Origin of the sequence: Phocaeicola faecalis (genome assembly GCF_021730445.1) — a bacterium.
Taxonomy (GTDB): domain Bacteria; phylum Bacteroidota; class Bacteroidia; order Bacteroidales; family Bacteroidaceae; genus Phocaeicola; species Phocaeicola faecalis.
In genome coordinates this window covers 1-21,619 of the sequence record NZ_JADNRM010000021.1, presented here as the reverse complement: position 1 = coordinate 21,619, position 21,619 = coordinate 1, and the positions used below count along the sequence as shown (strand labels likewise).

Below are 21,619 nucleotides of genomic sequence, written 5' to 3'. Positions count from 1 at the left end.
GATACAATATGAATTTTAACAACTTCACAATTAAATCACAAGAAGCAGTGCAGGAGGCTGTGAACCTTACGCAAGCCCGCGGACAGCAGGCTATCGAACCGGTTCATTTGCTGGCCGGTGTACTGAAAGTCGGTGAAAACGTGACTAACTTTATCTTCCAGAAACTGGGGATGAATGCGCAGCAGGTTACGCTGGTCATCGACAAACAGATAGACTCACTGCCGAAGGTTAGCGGCGGAGAACCTTATCTGAGCCGCGAAAGCAACGAGGTATTACAAAGGGCCACCCAGTATTCCAAAGAAATGGGGGATGAATATGTGTCACTGGAAGCTATCATTCTGGCATTACTGAATGTCAAGAGCACCGTTTCCACCATCCTGAAGGATGCGGGTATGACCGACAAAGATTTACGTGCTGCCATCACTGAACTACGGAAAGGAGAAAAAGTAACTTCCCAATCCAGCGAAGATACTTATCAGTCCTTAAGCAAATATGCCATCAACTTAAATGAAGCTGCCCGCAGTGGAAAACTTGATCCGGTTATCGGCCGTGATGAGGAAATCCGACGAGTGTTACAGATACTAAGCCGACGCACCAAGAACAATCCGATTTTAATCGGTGAACCGGGCACAGGCAAAACAGCCATCGTCGAAGGTTTGGCACACCGTATCATTCGTGGTGATGTGCCCGAAAATCTGAAAAACAAACAGATTTATTCATTGGACATGGGTGCACTGGTAGCCGGTGCTAAATATAAAGGTGAATTTGAGGAACGTTTGAAATCGGTTATCAATGAGGTGACAAAGTCGGAAGGCAGCATTATCTTGTTCATTGACGAAATCCATACCTTGGTAGGAGCCGGAAAAGGCGAAGGTGCAATGGATGCTGCCAACATCCTGAAACCTGCATTGGCACGTGGTGAACTCCGCAGTATCGGTGCGACAACCCTTGACGAGTATCAGAAATATTTTGAAAAGGACAAAGCTTTGGAACGCCGTTTCCAAACCGTAATGGTTGCCGAACCGGACACCCTGAGTACCATCTCCATCCTGCGCGGATTAAAGGAGCGGTATGAAAACCATCATAAGGTTCGTATCAAAGACGAAGCCATCATTGCTGCCGTAGAACTGAGCAACCGTTACATCACCGAACGTTTCCTGCCCGACAAGGCTATCGACCTGATGGATGAAGCGGCTGCCAAACTACGCATGGAGCGCGACTCTGTTCCTGAGGAACTGGATGAAATCTCACGCCACCTGAAACAATTGGAGATTGAGCGTGAAGCTATCAAGCGCGAAAAAGACGAACCTAAGTTGCAGCAACTGAATAAGGAAATTGCCGAATTGAAGGAGCAGGAAACTTCCTATAAAGCAAAATGGCAAAGTGAAAAAGAACTGGTAAACAAGATTCAGCAAAACAAACAGGAGATAGAGCAACTGAAATTCGAAGCCGATAAAGCGGAGCGTGAAGGCGATTATGGTAAAGTAGCCGAAATCCGTTACGGAAAATTGCAGGCTCTGGAGAATGAAATCAAAGATATCCAGGAAGACTTAAAGCATAAACAGGGCGACAATGCCATGATTAAAGAGGAAGTCACTGCCGAAGATATCGCTGATGTGGTGTCACGCTGGACAGGAATTCCGGTCAATAAGATGTTGCAAAGTGAACGCGATAAATTACTGAATCTGGAACAGGAGTTGCACCTGCGTGTTGTAGGACAAGAAGAGGCTATTGCCGCCGTTTCTGATGCAGTTCGCCGTAGCCGTGCGGGACTGCAAGACCCGAAACGTCCGATTGGTTCATTCATTTTCCTGGGTACTACCGGTGTAGGCAAGACAGAGTTGGCCAAGGCATTGGCTGATTATCTGTTCGATGATGAAAGTCTGATGACTCGTATCGATATGAGTGAGTATCAGGAGAAGCACTCTGTATCCCGACTGATTGGAGCGCCTCCCGGATATGTAGGTTATGATGAAGGCGGCCAGTTGACGGAAGCCGTAAGACGTAAACCTTATTCTGTGATACTGTTTGACGAGATAGAAAAAGCTCATCCCGATGTATTTAATATCTTGCTTCAAGTATTGGACGACGGTCGGCTTACAGACAATAAGGGACGGACAGTAAATTTCAAGAACACCATTATCATCATGACTTCCAATTTGGGCAGCTCTTATATTCAGAGTCAGTTCGAAAAGATTAATGATGAAAATCGTGAAGTGATAGTCGAGGAAACGAAAAAAGAGGTAATGTCGATGTTGAAAAAGACAATCCGACCGGAATTTCTGAACCGTATTGACGAAACAATCATGTTCTTGCCTTTGAACAAAGAAGAGATTGAACAGATTGTCATGTTACAAATCGGAGGTATCAAGAATATGCTGGCCGACAACGGAATCACTCTCCAAATGACAGATGAAGCAATCCGTTTCATTGCCAGCACAGGGTATGATCCCGAGTTTGGAGCCCGTCCGGTGAAACGTGCCATCCAACGTTACTTGTTGAATGACTTGTCAAAGAAATTATTGTCCCAAGAAGTAGATCGCTCTAAACCGATTATAGTGGAAACTGCAGGAGACGGTTTGATATTCCGTAACTAATTCTATATAATCATGCTATAAAAAAGGGGTTGTGTCAAAACGTGGATAATGCTGTCGTTTAGTTCGTAGGGGCGAGGTTCGCTCGCCCGAAAACAGTTTACTTTGTGTCTTTGGGCAGGCAAACCCTGCCCCTACAACTGACGATTGGATAGGCTGGTTTAGTTTTGACACACTCCCCTTTTATAAATAATAGGGGGAAAAGTATTATTTTTCTTCTTCCGCTGCCGGTTCTTCAGCAACCGGTTCTTCTGTGGGCACAACATTTCCTTCTACAAATTCTGTAATACCGTTGTTTACCAAGATATTGTACCATGATAACAGTTTCTTGATATCACTAGTGTGCACACGGTCACGGTCATAGTTTGGCAGAATTTCTGCAAAATAAGCATGCAGCTCATTAGCAGATGCTTTCTTATAGTCAATAGAAGCCACAGCTCCGTTTTCTTTGTTCTTCACAGATTCCAGCACTTCGCTCAAGGGCACTTCTTCTGCATCTGTATACATTGCTATATCAGCCAATGAGATTACCTTGTCCTGTCCGTAAGCCGGAATTCTTTTCTTAGCAGCGTCAACTGTTTCTACAATCAACATATTCTTTCCTGAAGAAATCAATTTATATAATCCGGGCTTGCCCGCGATTGATAAAATGGTCTTTAACATACTATTTCTATTTTATTTATGGTTTGAGGCAGCAAAAGTACAATTCGCGATTGAAACTCCCAAATTTATTATATGAATTTTCCTGATTTTAATTCTTCCATTACCTGCGCCAACTGTGGAAGCAGCGGAACAGTGCCGTCATTCAAGACCGTAAAATCTGCCCTACTGCGTTTTTCCTCATCATCAAGCTGTGCCGAGATACGTGCACGCACCTGTTGTTCTGTCGCATTATCGCGCTGCATGGCCCGCTCCACTCTTAGCTCTAATGGCGCATAGACCATCACCACAGCATCTACCGTATTTTCAAAACCGGCCTCATACAGAATTGCTGATTCCATACCCGCTATCTCACACCCTTCCAGTTCTCCGGTCCAACGAATAAAATCTTCCCTCACCCTAGGATGAATAATAGCATTGATTTGCTTCACATGCTCAGGAGCTGAAAAAAGATAAGAAGCGAGCAGGGGTTTATTCAAAGCCCCTTCTTTATCGTATACTTCTTCTCCCAATAAAGCAATAAGCTCCCGACGAATCCCCTCATCGGACACCGTCAAGCGTTTAGCTTCATTATCAGCATTATAGACCGGTACATTCAGGGTCTCCAGCAAGTGAGAAATATATGATTTCCCACTACCGATACCTCCGGTAATAGCTATCTTAATCATTGAATACTACTTGTTGTTCAATCAAATAATCCACCTCCTGCGGATTGAGGCGTACATGGTTCACATAGCGGGGAACAGACTTAAGTTTCACCGGACACTTTTCTCCTTTATTATTCAGTAATTCCTCGTAAGTCACTCCTATAAAGAAATCTTCAGCCGTAATCGCCTTGAAATGACTCAGTCCAACCTGAAAAGTGACCTGCACTTTGGATGGAAAAGTACGCAACACTTTATCAGGAGGAAAATTCACACCACGCACAGGTACTTCCACACTCTTCTCTGCATATACATCCAGCATAAGTGTTACATCATTAAAGTCAGGAATAAACCGGGCTCCTTTTACTTTGGCCAGACTGACGCGACGATGAGTGGTATCAGACATATTCTCTAATAGCACCGACTCTGTGTAGGCGGTAGTAATGGTATCCAATATTTCCTGAGGAGCATATACCATTACCGAATCAGGAGAATAAATAACGTTAGAAATATAATACTGACGGTCTAAATCAATTTTTCCCTGCAACTTGACAGGAACTTTTTTGGCTTTTCCCCTAGTATAAATAAACTCCAATGTGTCAGGTCGAACAGTCAGCAAGCGAGTTGACTGACTCAGTTGACCTGAAATTTTCTTCAACAGAGTAGAAATTGGAATACGCACTTGTGTGCCCTTGCTTTCATAGTCTTTAAAATCGATTGTAACCGGATAAAACGTCTGTCCCAACATATAATTGGCCAATACAGTTCCCCTATCTTTCACTCCTATCTTCAGTTCACTGGGCAACTCAGAAGTCAACACTACATTATTAGGGACATTCTTCATGCGGAGAGGAATCGAAAATTCTGTTTCATAGTCATCATTCAATATCTGAAGTAACCAGAAACAGAAAGAAACGAATACAAAAAATAAGAAAATCAGGAACTCCCTGCTATTACGACTAAGCAGGAAACTTCTGATTTTCTCCAATGTCCTCAAATAGTAAATACGTATGTTCCTTTTGTCGAACATAGCTTATATAAGTTTTACTTTGTTTGTTGGTTTGCAGCAGCGTTAGCATAGATAGAATTTCTATCAATCTTAATCTTTACGCCTGATGCAATTTCCAATACCACGGTGTTATCTTCTATTTCTTTAATTTTTCCATAAATACCACCGGCAGTTATCACTTCCTGACCTACTTCCAGATTCTTACGGAAATTTGCAATTTCTTTCTGTTTTTTATTCTGCGGACGAATCATGAAGAAATACATAATAGCGAAAACAGCTACCATCATAATCAGGAATGAGTAATCGCCTCCACCTGCAGCCTGCAGAAATACAAATGATAAATTCATACTTTCAAGTTTTTTAGTTTATAATGTTGTTATACTAACGATAACAAACAAAGATATTAATTTTTCGTCAGCTTGTTCTCTTTTTTTAATTGATTAACGATTCCATCCAATGTACCGTTAATAAACCCACCACTTTTAGGAGTACTATACAACTTAGCGATTTCCACATATTCATTCAGTGACACGCTAATGGGAATATTAGGAAAACTAAGAACTTCCGCCAAAGCAATCTGCATGATAATCACATCCATAAATGCCACACGGTCAAGATCCCAATTCTTGGTGTTCTCACTGATAAGATGACGATAATAATCAGAATTCAAAATAGCGCGACGGAACAAGCGGCGTGCAAAATCCTGGTCTTCATCATCTTTAAACTCAGGTAACAGCTCTTGTTTAGCACCATTCTTTTCATCAAAACGCTTGATTGTTTTAAGAACAAAGGTGTCTACAATTTCCTTGTCATCGTTCCAATACAGACTTTGATCTTCCAGTACTTGGTCAAGCTCTGCATTATTGAAGATTATCTTCTTATATATTTTGCGCCATACTTCGCGGTCTTCTTCATAAGAAGAAGTTTCACTTGCCATATACTCCTTATATATATCACTTTCCATAATCTGCTCACACAGATTCTTCACGAAATCAGCCTCATTTTCCCAGGTTTTCTTCTGATTATCGGCAAACTCCAACAACTGTTTATTCACCTCCAATTGGGCTATAAAACGATTCTCCACAAATTTAGTGTTGGGAAACAATTCTTCCTTGGTAGGGATAAGTTTGTTTTTCGCAGCATTCAGCTTCTTGTTTGCCTGTTTAGTTACCTCAACCATTAAAAGCAGTAGATAGTTATACAGATCGTATGCTTTAGAGAGACTAAAGAACAACTCCTTCTCGGCAGTATCCAAGTTTTTCCCTCCGTTCTGATAATAAGCATAGATTATCTGAACTATCTTAAGACGAATAAGAACTCTATTTATCATAATTCACATAAAATTATTAAGGAGTTGCAAAAGTAGGAAATTTCATTGATTTCACATAACATAATTACATTTTTTAATGCAAAATTTGTATAGAAAGGGGGAAAACGCTTTTTTCCTCGAAGTTTATGAGCAAATTCTTTGCCCATTAAAAAAAAATATCCAATTTTGAAGCCGATTTATAAAGATTCAAGTTATGGAAGAGAAAAAGAAAAGTGTAGTGGATGGTGATAAAGAAATAGTTTTCTCAAAAGCTATAAAAGCGGGAAAACGTATTTATTATTTAGATGTGAAGAAAAACCGGAAAGATGAAATGTTCTTGGCTATCACAGAAAGTAAGAAAATTGTGTCGGGTGAAGGTGACGATTCACTAGTGAGTTTTGAAAAGCATAAAATCTTCCTATATAAAGAAGATTTTGAGAAGTTTACGAACGGACTTCAACAGGCTATTCAGTTCATTACCGACGAACAAGGCCCGATAGAGCCTCATCATAGCGAAGAGATGCCGGAAACAAAAGAAAACGAAAATGAAGCGGCTCTAAGCCCCGGCGAAATAAAGATAGATATTGACTTTTAATGATATAAGGAAGAACCCGGATTAAAAAATTCGAGTTCTTTTTTTGGTCAAATCAAAAATAAGCACTACTTTTGCACCGCTTTTTTAAGCTCCATCGTGTGATATACCACATCGTGTGATGGCGAATTAAGCAACAAAAATCAACTTAATTTAGAGTAACACAAAAAATTAAAGAACAATGAAATCAATTGAAATTAAAGGTTCTGTAAGAACAGACCTCGGAAAGAAAGCAACTCGTGAATTACGTAAGAACAATGGTGTTCCTTGTGTAGTATACGGAGTACAGAAAGATGAAAACGGAAATCCCGTAGCAACTCATTTTTCAGTAACTGCTGACAGCCTGCGTAATTTGGTATATACACCGCACATCTACATTGTAGATTTGAACATCGATGGCAAAACAGTAAACGCTATCATGAAAGATATCCAGTTCCACCCTGTTAAGGATTCTATCCTTCACGTTGACTTCTATCAGATTGACGAAGCTAAACCTATTGTAATGGAAGTTCCCGTTCAGTTGGAAGGTTTGGCAGAAGGTGTACGTGCCGGTGGTAAATTGGCATTGCAGATGCGTAAACTGAAAGTCAAAGCTTTATACAATATAATTCCTGAACGTCTGACTATCGACGTTACTGCTTTAGGTTTGGGTAAAACTATCAAAGTTGGCGAATTGCACTATGAAGGATTGGAATTGATTAACGCTAAGGAAGCTGTTGTTTGTGCTGTTAAATTAACTCGTGCCGCACGTGGTGCTGCTGCAACTGCAGGTAAGTAATTACTAACCCCTTAATCCTTTTCAATGAAATATTTGATTGTAGGACTGGGTAATATAGGTGAAGAATACCGAAATACCCGTCACAACATAGGATTCAATGTATTGGACGCCCTTGCAAAGGCGTCCAATCTTGTTTTTACTGATGGCCGTTACGGTGCTACTGCCGCTATGTCACTCAAAGGACGTCAACTTATTCTGTTGAAGCCTTCTACGTATATGAACCTGAGTGGCAATGCAGTGCGCTACTGGATGCAGAAGGAAAACATTCCATTGGAGAATGTGTTGATAATAGTAGATGACTTAGCCCTTCCTTTCGGAGCTTTACGTCTCAAGAGCAAGGGCAGTGATGCCGGTCATAATGGATTGAAGCATATAGCTGCCACATTAGGAACTCAGGAATATGCCCGCCTACGCTTTGGCATTGGCAATGACTTTCCACGCGGAGGACAAATAGACTTTGTATTGGGACACTTTACAGAGGAAGATATGAAAACCATGGACGAACGTGTGGAATTGGCATGCGAAATAATCAAAAGTTTCTGCTTGGCCGGTATCAATATAACCATGAACCAATACAATAAAAAGTAATGGCTGAAGCAAGAATAGATAAATGGATGTGGGCGTCACGCATCTTTAAAACGCGCACAATAGCTGCAGAGGCTTGTAAAAAAGGCCGTGTAAGCATAAACGGTTCACAAGTAAAACCGGCACGTATGGTAAAGCCGGGAGATGTGATAGAGGTACGCAAACCGCCTGTCACTTATTCCTTCAAAGTTTTACAAGCGATAGAAAAACGTGTCGGTGCAAAACTTGTTCCCGATATTCTGGAGAATGTTACTTCACCGGAACAATATGAATTATTGGAAATGAGTAAAATCAGCGGTTTTGTCGACCGTGCCCGTGGCACCGGACGTCCTACCAAGAAAGACCGACGCAGCATGGATGAGTTTATCACACCGGAATATTTACCGGACGGTGACGACTTCGATTTCGATTTTGACTTTGAAGAGGAATAGAGATATTAGTACGTAGAGCCTATACGCCGGTGCGCGTAAGGCCTACATGCTAATCACAAGGCTACACATATAATGGCTTCACGACTTTTAATATTGTGTTTCTTTCTTCTTGCTCAACAAATGATAGACATCATCTCTTTCACCCACTACCCATACCACATCGCCTTCATTAAAAATCATATTAACATCCGGTCGCATCAAATTACCATCACCTCGTTCCACACCCACCACCAGACATCTATAATCATCACGAATACCACTCTCCTTAATACTCTTACCCAAGAAAAGAGAATTGCCGTCTACCATGAACTGCTTCAAATTCATCTCACGCTTTTCAATATCCTCTTCTTCAGCGGCAGAAGAGATTCGTTCCACCTGACGGGCAAATTCCCCCAACTGCTCATCCGTACCGATTACCTGAATCGTGTCACCGGGAAATAAACGGACATTCGCACCCGGGATGTTGATACGATGCATCCCGCGGATAACAGAAGCAACATGCACTCCATATTTATGCCCCAAATTCAATTCTTTCAGTGTATGTCCCGCCCAAAGAGAATCCGCCGGAACCTCGAAATCCGACAGGTGAATATCACGTGACAATAAATGTCCCTCATATTCCGGTCGTTTCTGTCCCGTAAACTCGGCATGAATATCACGAAAACGCAAATTCTGTATAAAAGTACGTTCCATAAAGATGGACTGTTTCTTCAACCAGCGCGAAAGCATCATCATACAAACCAAAACAATAGCGACACCAACCATTAAAGCCGTAGATGCCTTGAAAATATTCTCAATAATAAATAAGACAAAAACCACAGCTATCACCATGCGCAATAAAATAGTGGACAACAACGGAGCACGGTTATAACGATTATCCTGCCACAACGCCTGGAACTCAACAGAATGATTCTTCTTCATAATAATAGCACGCAGAAACGGCGATATACACACAATCGTAAATACAGCACCTGCCAAATTTGCCCAAAACAAAGGTAGGCTTGCCCGGAACAGAGGAATGATGAAATGGAAAGAAAGAACAATTACTGCAATGCAAAGCACTGAATAGACGGCTACAATGCGAATAATAGCGGTCAACAGCTTTTTCCAGTTATTCTCATGGTTCACCGTCTGCGAGCCCGAAGAGTAACGATCTAAAATCTTTCTCCATTTATTTGGCAAAACACTTTCTACCCGACGATAAGCAGGAACGGCCAGGCGAATCATATAAGGAGTCAAGAATGTGGTAATAACCGAAACCGCTACCACAATGGGATACAGAAAATCACTGGTTACATGGAGACTTACCCCCAATGAGGCGATAATGAAGGCAAACTCTCCAATCTGTGTCAGACTGAAACCGCACTGCATCGCCACCTTAAGCGGCTGACCTGCCAGAATCACACCCCCGGTTCCGAATACAACCTGTCCCAAAAGAATAGATAAAGTGATGGCGACAATCGGCCATGCATACTCCACAATCATGGCAGGATCCACCATCATACCGACCGAAACAAAGAATATTGCACCAAACAAATCCTTGACCGGCGCCACCAGTTTCTCTATACTCTCCGCCTCCACCGTCTCCGCCAAAATAGAGCCCATGATGAAAGCGCCGAAAGCCGGAGAAAAACCGACTTTTGCCGCCAGTACCACCATTCCGAAACACATGGCCAAAGAAACGATGAGCAATGTTTCACTCCCCATCCACTTACGTGAACGCTTCAGGAAAATAGGTATGAGATATATCCCCACTACAAACCAAAGAATCAGAAAGAACACCAACTTGCCAATACTGTATATCATCTCCGTACCCTCAAAGTTCTTACTTACAGCCATCGTACTCAACATCACCATCAGCACAATGGCAAGAATGTCTTCCAATATCAGGATACTGAGCACCAACCCGGCAAACCGTTGCTGCCGTAACCCCAAATCATCGAATGCCTTATAAATAATGGTCGTTGAAGACATTGCCAGCATACCGCCCAAATAGAGGCAGTCCATGTGTTTCCATCCAAAAGACCAGCCGACCACCATCCCGACCAATATCATACAAAATATGATGGTACATGCCGCTATAATAGCGGTTCCTCCCACTTTCACCAACTTCTTGAAGCTAAACTCCAGCCCCAAAGCAAACAGCAGGAAAATAACACCGATATCAGACCAAGTATGGATGTTTGCCGTATCTATTACTGATGGCGTATAGGGCATGTGCGGGCTTGCCAAAAACCCGGCTACAATATAACCTAAGACCAAAGGCTGCCTTAACCGTTTAAATATCAGCGTCATAATGCCGGCGCAAATAAGAATCAAGGCAAGGTCACTTATAAGGGGAGCCAATTCTGACATAATACTATATTTTTGCCTGCAAAATTATAAATTATCTACCAACTATAGAGCCTTTCCTCTGCCTATTTTATGATAAGCACCTCTTTTTTACCCCATTGTCGGCATACAAAAAAAAAATCTCCTCCACCCATACCAAAGGCAGGATGAAGGAGATTTAAAAAAAATGAATAATGATATTACTTTCTGAACGGTGGTTTAACAACCAACGCCTTTAATTTACGTCCACGCACATCAATGAAAATCTCTGTACCCGGTGTAGCATAAGCAGTCTGAATATATCCCATGCCGATACCAATCTTGCGAATCGGAGACATCGTTCCACTGGTTACTTCACCAATCTTTTCTCCTTCTGCATTTACCAACTCATAACCATGGCGAGGAATACCGCGATCAACCATTTCAAAGCCTACCAATTTACGCTTCAACCCCTCTGCTTTCTGCTTTTCAAGAATAGCACGCGCTGTGAAGTCCTTTCCTTCAGCAAACTTGGTAATCCAGCCTAAGCCGGCCTCCAATGGAGAAGTGGTATCACTCAGGTCATTACCATAAAGGCAGAATCCCATTTCCAAACGCAAAGTATCACGTGCGCCCAATCCTATAGGTTTGATACCTTCAGGAGCACCGGCTTCAAAGATAGCATTCCATATAGCTTCACCTACTTCAGGATAGAAATAAAGTTCAAAGCCTCCGGCTCCGGTATATCCGGTATTAGAAATAATCACATTTTCCTGTCCGGCAAATTCTCCGGTAGTAAACGCATAATAAGGAATCTCAGATAAATTAACCGAAGTAAGTTTCTGCAACACTTCCATTGCTTTCGGGCCCTGAATAGCCAACTGTGCCATGTGATCGGAAGCATTCTCCAACTCGGCACCTGCCTTATTATGGCTGACACACCAGTTCCAGTCTTTTTCTATATTAGCGGCATTCACCACCAACAAATATTTTTCCGGTTCGTAATGATATACCAACAAATCGTCTACAATACCCCCTTCTTCGTTGGGGAAACAAGTATACTGAGCCTTACCAACAGGCAGAACAGCTACATTATTAGAAGTCACTTGCTGCAAGAAAGCCAATGCATTCGGACCTTTTACCCAAAATTCTCCCATGTGGGAAACATCAAACACTCCCACAGCATTGCATACGGTGAGATGTTCGTCGATAATTCCCGAATATTCAATAGGCATATTATAGCCTGCAAATTCATGCATCTTTGCTCCCAGAGCAATGTGTTTCTCAGTAAACGGAGTCGTTTTCATGTTATTATTCAATTATTTTTTAAGGTTATTATATTCATCTTATCTTGCCACCAACTCTGAAATCTTCACCACTACCATCATGGCTTTTTCCAATGACTGGATAGGAGCAAACTCATATCTGCCATGGAAATTCAGGCCACCGGCAAAAATGTTCGGACAAGGCAACCCTTTGAACGAAAGTTGTGCACCGTCCGTTCCGCCACGAATCGCTTTCACCTTCGGAGTCACGCCGGCTTCCTCCATTGCCTTGAAAGCTATATCAATAATATGCATGACCGGTTCAATCTTTTCGCGCATATTATAATACTGATCTTTCAATTCCACTGCCACTGTTCCTTCACCATATTCTTTATTTATCTCAGCCGCCCACTTCAGCATATTCTCTTTACGTGCTTCAAACTTGGCACGGTCGTGGTCACGAATAATATAAGACAGAGTGGTTTGCTCCACCTCACCGGTCATACCTACCAGATGATAGAATCCTTCATAGCCATCTGTATGTTGGGGCGTCTCTCCACCCGGCAATAAATTCATAAACTGATTGGCTACGCACATAGAATTAATCATCTTATTCTTGGCATATCCCGGATGCACGTTACGGCCTTTTACAACTACTTTGGCAGAGGCCGCATTGAAGTTTTCAAATTCCAACTCACCTATTTCTCCTCCATCCATTGTATAAGCCCATTCACAACCAAACTTTTCCACATCAAACTTATGAGCGCCCAATCCTATTTCTTCGTCAGGATTGAAACCGACCCTAATCTTTCCATGTTTAATTTCGGGATGTTCCTTTAAATAAACCATCGCAGTAATAATTTCTGCAATACCGGCCTTATCGTCAGCTCCCAACAGGGTCTTCCCATTGGTTACAATCAAATCTTCTCCTTTATGATCCAGCAATTCAGGGAACTGGTTTGGAGAAAGAACAACATTCTCTTCCTCACACAAGATTATATCCGAACCGTCATAACCATAAACAATACGCGGAGTCACACCTGCACCGGTCATATCAGGACTGGTATCCATGTGAGCAATAAATCCTATCGTCGGTACCGGTTTGTCGGTATTTGCCGGCAGAGTGGCAAAAAGATATCCATTTTCGTCCAATGAAATATCTTCAAACCCCAGTTGTTCCAATTCAGCTTTCAAGTATTGTGCAAATACCATTTGTTTGGGTGTACTGGGAGTCACGCCACTATTATCGTCTGATTGAGTATCGAAACTTACATACTTTAAAAATCGTTCTATCAGTGTCATTTTATCTTTTTATTTTTGATTATTCAATGCTGTAAAAATAGGAAAAGAGCCGTGAACTGCCAAACAATTCACGGCTCTTTTTTCATTCTATCTTATTATTTTGATATCAGAAGCAACTGGAACCATCAAAGCAATGCGTACAAACCTTACACTTTGGCAAACCAATCGCTTCAATTAAGGTTTCCAATGTGTTGAACTTCAACGAAGTCAACCCGAAACGGTCAGCAATCATTTGCACCATCTTTTGATATTGAGGTGAATCTGTTGTAGCATATTTTTCAAGGTCTTTATTCTCATCCCCCTCTATTTCCTTAATGATGCGGCGTGTCATCAACTCCAAGTCACCTTTTGATGCAGTAAAGCCAATAAAAGGACAACTGTAAATCAACGGCGGACAAGCAATACGCATATGTACCTCTTTTGCTCCATAATCATATAAAATCTTCACATTATCGCGAAGTTGGGTTCCGCGCACAATAGAATCGTCACAAAACAAAACACGCTTCCCTTCCAGCATGGCACGGTTGGGAATCAGTTTCATTTTTGCTACCAATGAGCGCATTTCCTGATTGGCCGGAGTAAAACTGCGGGGCCATGTGGGAGTATATTTGGTGATAGCGCGATGATAAGGAATACCTTTTCCTTCAGCATACCCCAATGCCATACCTACACCGGAATCAGGAATACCACAAGCACAATCCACTTCCGAATTGTCTTTCTGTCCCATTTTATAACCGCTCATAAAACGCACTTCCTCTACATTCTTGCCCTCATAGCAAGAAACCGGAAAGCCGTAATATACCCACAAAAAAGAACAAATCTGCATTCCTTCGTTCGGCTTGCGCATTTGTTCCATTCCATCGGCACGCAAGCGGATAATTTCGCCGGGGCCCACATATTTTTCAATTTCATAATCCAGATTCGGCAGACTGCTCGACTCGCTGGTCGCAGCATAAGCGCCCTCTTTCTTACCAATCACAATGGGAGTACGTCCCCATTTATCACGCGCCACAATAATACCGTCTTCGGTCAGCAGCAACATGGAGCACGACCCTTTTATTTTATTAAATACATTCTCGATACCATCTACAAAGTCCTTACCCTGAACAATAAGCAATGCTATCAATTCCGTTTGGTTTGTTTTCCCCAGACTCATTTCGGAAAAGTGCATATTCGCAGCCAGCAAATCACGTTCCAGTTCCGGGATATTCTGAATCTTAGCTACTGTAACAATGGCAAATTTACCCAAATGTGAATTGATTACTATCGGCTGAGGGTCTGTATCACTAATAATACCTATACCCGAGTTGCCTTTAAACTTCGGAAGTTCCGATTCAAACTTTGTGCGGAAATAAGAGCTCTCCAAATTATGGATAGACCGCATAAATCCTTCTCCCTTGGCATAAGTAGCCAAGCCGCCTCTTTTTGTACCTAAATGTGAATTATAGTCCGTTCCGTAAAATAAATCGGTAACGCACTCAGCCTTTGAGACTGTTCCAAAAAAACCACCCATCCTTTTTGCTGTTTTTTATTTAGGGTGCAAAATTACTAAAATCTCTGGAATAAACGAACAAAAAAAGTAAAATGGTACTGAATAGCTTATGAATAAAGCGTTTGCTGTGACAAATGAAGCCAACGAAACGGCTCATGCACCAAACTCCGTGATGTTCCATCAGACAATGCTGTCGAAAGGAAGCGTGTAATATTGGTCGTCAGGAATATTATCAGGATTAAATTTCATGATTCGCTTTTGAATATGACATCCCCTTTTATCAATGAATCTGCCAATTCGATTATCCGCATCAATAATATCTGCATAAATAAAGAACTTCCATTTCGACTTGCCAAAATCAAAAGGAATCGTATCCTTTCCGGCTTTTGTAAATACAATATTTTCAGGAAAGGAAATTTGCTTGTTTTCCCATTGTCCTTCATTCGATTTGCAGGAAGCGAAGAAAGCCAAAGGCAATATCCACAAGAGCCATCTATTTTTTAATTTTGTCATCCTATCATTTTTTATGGTTTTAGTACCCTAAACTCGCACTGAGACGTGCCTAAGTTTCCTAAGCCATCCGTTCCTTCCATCACGCCCACAAAACTTGTATTGATGTCCGAACAGAAGAATTCTACTTCGGCTTCTCCTTTCTCATCGGTGACAATGTCCGGTTTCCACAGCAAGACGTTCCGCGCATCCGGTATCGGGCTTTGCATGTCCAGCTCATCGGGTTGGTAGAACTCGCGCGTGCCGTAATAGCCTTTTACGCGCCATAGGTTGTTCATGCGAAGAAGCTCATCTTCGGTATAGACAGGGCCTTCATAGATGATAGTTTGCCTATCTTCTACTATAAAAGTTTTGCCTCCATTAAAATATTTAAACTTAGCAATTTCGTATTTTTTTCCTCTAACTGGCTGCTTTCGTCCTTTTGCAGGACACATACCTAGAGGATTATGATGTGCAGTATAATCAAATCTATAACCTATTAGGTAATGACATGATGTACAAACATAAATACCATTCTGATTCATTTGTGCCAAGCTATCTAACCTTCCCATCATCTTATCCCGAAACACTCTTCCTTTCTTACCTGTAACTGTTATCTCGGACAAAAGAATACTACTATCCTGACTGATAACAGGATAGTCAAGTTGCAATTCCGACAACACTTGCGAAGGATTCATATACGGGAAATAAGATGGGCAAGACTTTCGCAAGCTGTCCACCTTACTGAAAGATTCTTCTACCACAATGGAGGGCTTGTATTCGTCTTTACCCAGCATGGGTTTCAAATAAACATATCCCCCTCGCAATCCGAGCATCAAGTCCGTCGGCACCACGAACTGTTCCAAAGAGTCTATAAGTACAAAACGGTTTTCAGCGTTCGGACCGGAAACTTGTAGCAACTGCTCTCCGTTCCCCAACTCTTTCCGCTTCTTTTTCTTGCTGATAATCTGCCTTCCCCTGATTTCATCCGAAAGGAAACAGTCCGCCAACATTGCCGTATCAGCCTTTTCCCATACATACCTGCGCCACCCCTGGGTGAGAAGCAATAAATCAAGAGCTGCCAGGCGGTCTTTGTTGTTGCCATCAAAGTAATACGCCGGATTGTGGATATTACCCTTTATCTCGGTGGAAAGTAAACAATACGATAGCATATTCTCTGGATTCAACTCATTCTGATAAGCACCATCGAAAATGCTCAAACCCAAATGTGCCTGTACAGGCTTGCCCGCCTCATCCGTTACCTTTACGTTCAGTTTGCCCTTGCCACGGGTAAAGTAGCGCGCACTGTCCGTGTTCAACTCGATGTGCAACTTACGCTCGGGATGGACATACACCAAGCGTTCCGCCATTGGCTGGCCGTTCTCATTATATAAAGTAAACTCGGCAATGCCCTGCATCGTGAATTCCTTCAGTGGAATCCGTACTTTCAGCCGTTCGCGTAAAGTGCCTGTCGCCATGCAGCAAAGCTTGCCACGCATCCTGCCTTCCAGCTTGACCGTCTGTGTCGCCGTTCCTTTCGGTTGGGAAAGATGAAACTCCAAATACTCATCGGTCTGCTTCCGCAGGTGGATGGACAAGCCGGAGGCCGTCACCTCGGCAAACGGAAACTCCCGACCATCGGACAATACTACTTTGTAGGATGATTCTTTTCGCGGAAGAATGAAAACAAATCCCATGCCATCATGCACGGTCTCCAAACGCGCAATTTCCTTGCCGTTTTCCTGCAGCACTCCTTTTACCTCTGCCGGCATACCCTTCCCATCCCATGCTTTGAAAGCCACCTTGGTGGGAATTCCGTCAATCAAATCACCACCTTCGGGGAAGAAGGAAAGCCGGGCGACAGGTTGGTCTTTTTCCTGCGGGCTGTCCGTTCCTTTGTAGGCTATGCTCTTTACCACACGTATCTTCTTGGGATAGACCGGACGCAACGTATCATTCAGAAAAGAAAAGCGGGTATAGGCATGGATGCGGTAATCGCCCTCTTTCAAGTCCTTATCTACATACATGTGCCCCGCAGCAATGCCGGAGAGGACGGGGTATTTCTCCTGCCACACGATGCTGTCCTTGGCATTGAGCATCTCCACAAACAGTGTCTTGCTTCGCTCGGAAAGAGCAAGGCTCTGAGCATCCATAACGTATGTCTTGAACCAAAGGTCTTCACCGGTTTCGTAAAGCCCCTTGTCCGTCTGGAGATAGACTAGTTCGAGAGATACGTTTTGGCTGTGCACTGCTATAGAGAAGNTCTTGCTTCGCTCGGAAAGAGCAAGGCTCTGAGCATCCATAACGTATGTCTTGAACCAAAGGTCTTCACCGGTTTCGTAAAGCCCCTTGTCCGTCTGGAGATAGACTAGTTCGAGAGATACGTTTTGGCTGTGCACTGCTATAGAGAAGCAAGAGATAAGCGATAGAAGAAAGTGTTTAACATCCATTGTCCATCTATTTTTGAATAGCCCTTACAGTAAATATGCCGAACGTAAGGTAATCGTCATCTTCTGCCTCCGTTCCGATTTTCTCTATGTTCAATCCCTCAGGAGAGACAAAGGAATTGGTCCAATTCCACTCTTTGCCCGTGCCCAGCTCGGTTTCTCCCAAATAGCGGAACTGTTCATCCATTATCACCACCACAAGGCTTTTGCTATCTATCGGAGTCTTCGGAGTGGCATTCGGCACGCCTCTCAACAAATAACGGTAATACACCTTACGGTAGGAATCGCGCAGAATGGCCGCATATCCGTCCTGTCCCAAAAAGGCTTCAAACATCTGCTCATTCGAAGGTTCCTTGTCCAAGTTGCAATCTATGGAACGGATATCTCCGGCTACATTGCTGCCGCCATATACTTTTACCGCTTCGTCCTTATTCCAGTCCGACAGGTATAGGTCGTGTGAATTGGTAAAACTGTGAATCATTTTGCCTTCCGGGGTAAACGCCGGATAGGTCATCTGAATTAAATCACCTCCCCAATTGGCTCCTTCGAACAGTTCTTCGGGATAAAGGTGATGGTAAGCCACTTCATTGCTCGCCAAATCAATTGCCGCCGTGAAGCGGAACTCCTCCCGTTTTTTCATAGCCTTCGAGAAAGGAGCAAAGCCGGGAAGTAGCAGATGGTTGTCCTTCAACATCATGGGAGCTACGGGAGACAACATATATTGGGGATGGGTCAACGCCCATTCTTTGTCTGTCTGGTCCAGCAAAGTAACTTTGTTGCGTACCTTTCCCAAACTGTCCGTCAATGCCACTTCAATAAAAGGGCGATTAAAAACATAAATGGAATCCGGACTTTTGATATAGTAAGCGGCAGCACTCATAATGGCATTGGCACCTTCGCGCTCGAAGGTGATTCGCTTTAGATAGGTAGTATCCGAATAACGATAGAAATAAATGGAATTATTTCGCGCATTTAAAAACGTAAGTATTTGATTACGCTTGTCATCATTCCAAAGTTGTATGTACACAGGTCTGTTCTTGGTTTCCGTATTAATGCGGAATTTTTTCGCACCAATCTCCACTAATTCTTTATGGGCTTGTAGTTTGCCTTTAAATTCATTTTCTATACATTTTCGGTTACTGCCATTACAGCCCGTAAGTAATAGGACGAAAATTCCTAACGCATAAAAAGTCTTTTTCATATTTCTATATCCGATTATTAATGTTTTGTTTTATTACTCATTTATGGTTTCAGTACCCTGAACTCACATTGCGACGTGCCTAAGTTTCCTAAGCCATCCGTTCCTTCCATCACGCCCACAAAGCTTGTATTGATGTCCGAACAGAAGAACTCCACTTCGGCTTCTCCTTTCTCATCGGTGACAATGTCCGGTTTCCACAGCAAGACGTTCCGCGCATCCGGCATCGGGCTTTGCATGTCCAGCTCATCGGGTTGGTAGAACTCACGCGTGCCGTAATAGCCTTTTACACGCCATAAGTTGTTCATGCGAAGAAGTTCTTCTTCGGTATAGACAGGCCCTTCATAAATAACTTTTTGATAATCTACAGGTTCAAATGCACGTCCAAAGTATTTAGCTTTCATTATATTATAGGTTTTCCCTATCACAGGTTTTGTTCTTGGTTCACCATCATCAGGAAATGGAACATACCGAGGGTCATGGTGATGCGTATAACCTTCTTTATAGTTTTCCAACCAACCATGCTTACAGACCCAAGGCCCAAAATCTTCTTGGTATAAACTATCCAATCTTCCCATCATCTTATCCCGAAACACTCTTCCTTTCTTACCTGTAACTGTTATCTCAGACAAAAGAATACTGCTATCCTGACTGATAACAGGATAATCAAACTGCAATTCCGAAAGCACTTGTGAAGGATTCATATACGGGAAATAAGATGGGCAAGACTTTCGCAAACTGTCCACCTTGCTGAAAGATTCTTCTACCACAATGGAAGGCTTGTATTCATCTTTATCCAGCATAGGCTTCAAATAAACATATCCGCCTCGCAATCCGAGCATCAAGTCCGTCGGCACTACGAACTTTCCCAAAGAGTCTATAAGCACAAAACGGTTTTCAGCGTTCGGACCGGAAACTTGTAGCAACTGCTCTCCGTTTCCCAACTCTTTCTGCTTCTTTTTCTTGCCGAGAATCTGCCTTCCCTTGATTTCATCCGAAAGGAAACAGTCCGCCAGCATTGCCGTATCAGCCTTCTCCCATACATACCTGCGCCATCCTTGGGTGAGAAGCAATAAATCAAGAGCTGACAGGCGGTCTTTGTTGTTGCCATCAAAGTAATACGCCGGATTGTGGATATTACCCTTTATCTCGGTGGAAAGTAAACAATACGATAGCATATTCTCTGGATTCAACTCATTCTGATAAGCACCATCGAAAATGCTCAAGCCCAAATGAGCTTGAACCGGATTGCCCGCCTCGTCCGTTACCTTTACGTTCAGCTTGCCTTTGCCACGGGTAAAGTAGCGCACACTGTCCGTGTTCAACTCGATGTGCAACTTACGCTCGGGATGGACATACACCAAGCGTTCCGCCATTGGCTGACCGTTCTCATTATATAAAGTAAACTCGGCTATGCCCTGTAAGGGAAACTCCTTGACAGGAATCTTAATCCGTAGAATATCTCGTAAAGTACCTTCCGCCATACAATAGAGTTTGCCTCTCATTCTGCCTGTCAGCCTTATTTTCTGTGGAGTAGCTTCCTTGGGCTGGGAAAGATGAAATTCCAAATACTCATCGGTCTGTTTCCGCAGGTGGATGGACATGCCGGAAGCTGTCACCCCGGCAAACGGAAACTCCCGACCATCGGACAATACTACTTTGTAGGATGATTCTTTTCGCGGAAACATGAAGACAAATCCCATGCCATCATGCACGGTTTCCAGCCGTGCGATTTCCTTGCCGTTTTCCTGCAACACTCCTTTTACCTTTGCCGGCATACCCTTCCCATCCCATGCTTTGAAAGCCACCTTGGTAGGGATGCCGTCAATCAAATAACCACCTTCGGGGAAGAACGAAAGACGGGCGACAGGCCGGCTTTCTTCCTGAGGGCTGTTTGTTCCTTTGTAGGCTATGCTCTTTACCACACGTATCTTCTTGGGATAGACCGGACGCAACGTATCATTCAAAAAAGAAAAGCGGGTATAGGCATGGATGCGGTAATCGCCCTCCTTCAAGTCCTTATCTATATACATGTGCCCCGCAGCAATGCCGGAGAAGACGGGGTATTTCTCCTGCCACACGATGCTATCCTTGGCATTGAGCATCTCCACAAACAGCGTCTTGCTTCGCTCGGAAAGAGCAAGGCTCTGAGCATCCATAACGTATATCTTGAACCAAAGGTCTTCACCGGTCTCATAAATCCCCTTGTCCGTCTGGAGGTAGACAAGTTCTCTGGATTCCGACATGGTTCCTTCCTGTGAATGGCAAGTAAGCGTATGACCAACAAACAAACACAGGAGAAAGAAAAATAATAACCTTACATTATAAAGCCGCATTTCCATTATTTTTTTTATGATAAAGATTACTCTTTATGCTGTTGTTTTAATAGTTTTTCCAAATTATAAAGAGCAGAAGTCAGTCCTCCTCCCTTAAAAGTCCGGGCAGCCAAAGGACGGCAAACAATGGCAAACAAAAAGAAGGCAAGGGACAGTAAGGACATGAAAAATCGGTTAC

Annotated in this window: 17 protein-coding genes; 5 read left to right on the top strand and 12 right to left on the bottom strand. The window is 42.9% G+C overall.

Annotated elements, in window-relative coordinates; all coding sequences use genetic code 11:
* Positions 1–8: 8 nt before the first annotated feature.
* On the top strand, positions 9–2,597 hold the full coding sequence (clpB, locus tag IR173_RS15855; RefSeq protein WP_237040492.1) for an ATP-dependent chaperone ClpB: 2,589 nt from the start codon (positions 9–11) through the stop codon (positions 2,595–2,597).
* 204 nt (positions 2,598–2,801) lie between these two features.
* Here the strand turns inward: clpB and IR173_RS15850 are convergent, their stop codons facing one another.
* The 5 genes from IR173_RS15850 to nusB all read right to left on the bottom strand — a co-directional run bounded on the left by IR173_RS15850 (position 2,802) and on the right by nusB (position 6,237).
* Positions 2,802–3,257 (bottom strand): DUF5606 family protein, encoded by a 456-nt coding sequence (locus IR173_RS15850; protein WP_237040491.1) that lies wholly within the window; start codon positions 3,255–3,257, stop codon positions 2,802–2,804.
* Positions 3,258–3,325: 68 nt separating this feature from the next.
* On the bottom strand, positions 3,326–3,922 hold the full coding sequence (coaE, locus tag IR173_RS15845) for a dephospho-CoA kinase (protein WP_237040490.1): 597 nt from the start codon (positions 3,920–3,922) through the stop codon (positions 3,326–3,328).
* A complete protein-coding gene (locus IR173_RS15840; protein WP_237040489.1) occupies positions 3,915–4,928 on the bottom strand; it encodes a CdaR family protein in 1,014 nt (337 codons plus the stop codon). Before IR173_RS15840 ends, coaE begins: the two co-directional genes overlap by 8 nt.
* A gap of 14 nt (positions 4,929–4,942) precedes the next feature.
* Positions 4,943–5,254, bottom strand: a complete 312-nt coding sequence (yajC, locus tag IR173_RS15835; protein ID WP_237040488.1) for a preprotein translocase subunit YajC — start codon at positions 5,252–5,254, stop codon at positions 4,943–4,945.
* A 56-nt stretch (positions 5,255–5,310) separates the two neighbouring features.
* Entirely contained in the window at positions 5,311–6,237 is a 927-nt protein-coding gene (gene nusB / locus IR173_RS15830; protein ID WP_237040487.1) for a transcription antitermination factor NusB, read from the bottom strand.
* 193 nt (positions 6,238–6,430) lie between these two features.
* Between nusB and IR173_RS15825 the strand changes: the two genes are divergently transcribed.
* The 4 genes from IR173_RS15825 (at position 6,431) to IR173_RS15810 (ending at position 8,602) form a co-directional block, all read left to right on the top strand.
* Positions 6,431–6,811 (top strand): PUR family DNA/RNA-binding protein, encoded by a 381-nt coding sequence (locus tag IR173_RS15825; protein WP_237040486.1) that lies wholly within the window; start codon positions 6,431–6,433, stop codon positions 6,809–6,811.
* Positions 6,812–6,989: 178 nt separating this feature from the next.
* On the top strand, positions 6,990–7,586 hold the full coding sequence (locus IR173_RS15820) for a 50S ribosomal protein L25/general stress protein Ctc (protein WP_237040485.1): 597 nt from the start codon (positions 6,990–6,992) through the stop codon (positions 7,584–7,586).
* 24 nt (positions 7,587–7,610) lie between these two features.
* Positions 7,611–8,174: an aminoacyl-tRNA hydrolase gene (gene pth / locus IR173_RS15815; RefSeq protein ID WP_237040484.1), complete on the top strand. Its 564-nt coding sequence runs from the start codon at positions 7,611–7,613 to the stop codon at positions 8,172–8,174.
* The gene (locus tag IR173_RS15810) at positions 8,174–8,602 is read left to right on the top strand and encodes an RNA-binding S4 domain-containing protein (protein WP_237040483.1); all 429 of its coding nucleotides are present in this window, start codon (positions 8,174–8,176) and stop codon (positions 8,600–8,602) included. Before pth ends, IR173_RS15810 begins: the two co-directional genes overlap by 1 nt.
* Before the next feature lie 87 nt (positions 8,603–8,689).
* Here IR173_RS15810 and IR173_RS15805 read toward each other — a convergent pair whose 3' ends face one another.
* The 7 genes from IR173_RS15805 to IR173_RS15770 form a co-directional block, all read right to left on the bottom strand.
* Entirely contained in the window at positions 8,690–10,957 is a 2,268-nt protein-coding gene (locus tag IR173_RS15805) for a cation:proton antiporter (RefSeq protein ID WP_237040482.1), read from the bottom strand.
* 176 nt (positions 10,958–11,133) lie between these two features.
* Positions 11,134–12,219 carry a glycine cleavage system aminomethyltransferase GcvT gene (gene gcvT, locus IR173_RS15800; protein WP_237040481.1) on the bottom strand — a complete coding sequence of 362 codons (1,086 nt, stop codon included), beginning with the start codon at positions 12,217–12,219 and terminating at the stop codon, positions 11,134–11,136.
* A 39-nt stretch (positions 12,220–12,258) separates the two neighbouring features.
* Complete coding sequence (gene pepT / locus IR173_RS15795; RefSeq protein ID WP_237040480.1) at positions 12,259–13,479, bottom strand: peptidase T; 1,221 nt, start codon at positions 13,477–13,479, stop codon at positions 12,259–12,261.
* A gap of 106 nt (positions 13,480–13,585) precedes the next feature.
* Positions 13,586–14,992: an amidophosphoribosyltransferase gene (locus tag IR173_RS15790; protein ID WP_237040479.1), complete on the bottom strand. Its 1,407-nt coding sequence runs from the start codon at positions 14,990–14,992 to the stop codon at positions 13,586–13,588.
* A 159-nt stretch (positions 14,993–15,151) separates the two neighbouring features.
* A complete protein-coding gene (locus IR173_RS15785) occupies positions 15,152–15,484 on the bottom strand; it encodes a hypothetical protein (RefSeq protein ID WP_237040478.1) in 333 nt (110 codons plus the stop codon).
* A gap of 2,433 nt (positions 15,485–17,917) precedes the next feature.
* Entirely contained in the window at positions 17,918–19,108 is a 1,191-nt protein-coding gene (locus IR173_RS15775) for a DUF4221 family protein (protein ID WP_237040476.1), read from the bottom strand.
* 41 nt (positions 19,109–19,149) lie between these two features.
* Positions 19,150–21,447 (bottom strand): hypothetical protein, encoded by a 2,298-nt coding sequence (locus tag IR173_RS15770; protein WP_394800680.1) that lies wholly within the window; start codon positions 21,445–21,447, stop codon positions 19,150–19,152.
* Positions 21,448–21,619 lie beyond the last annotated feature (172 nt).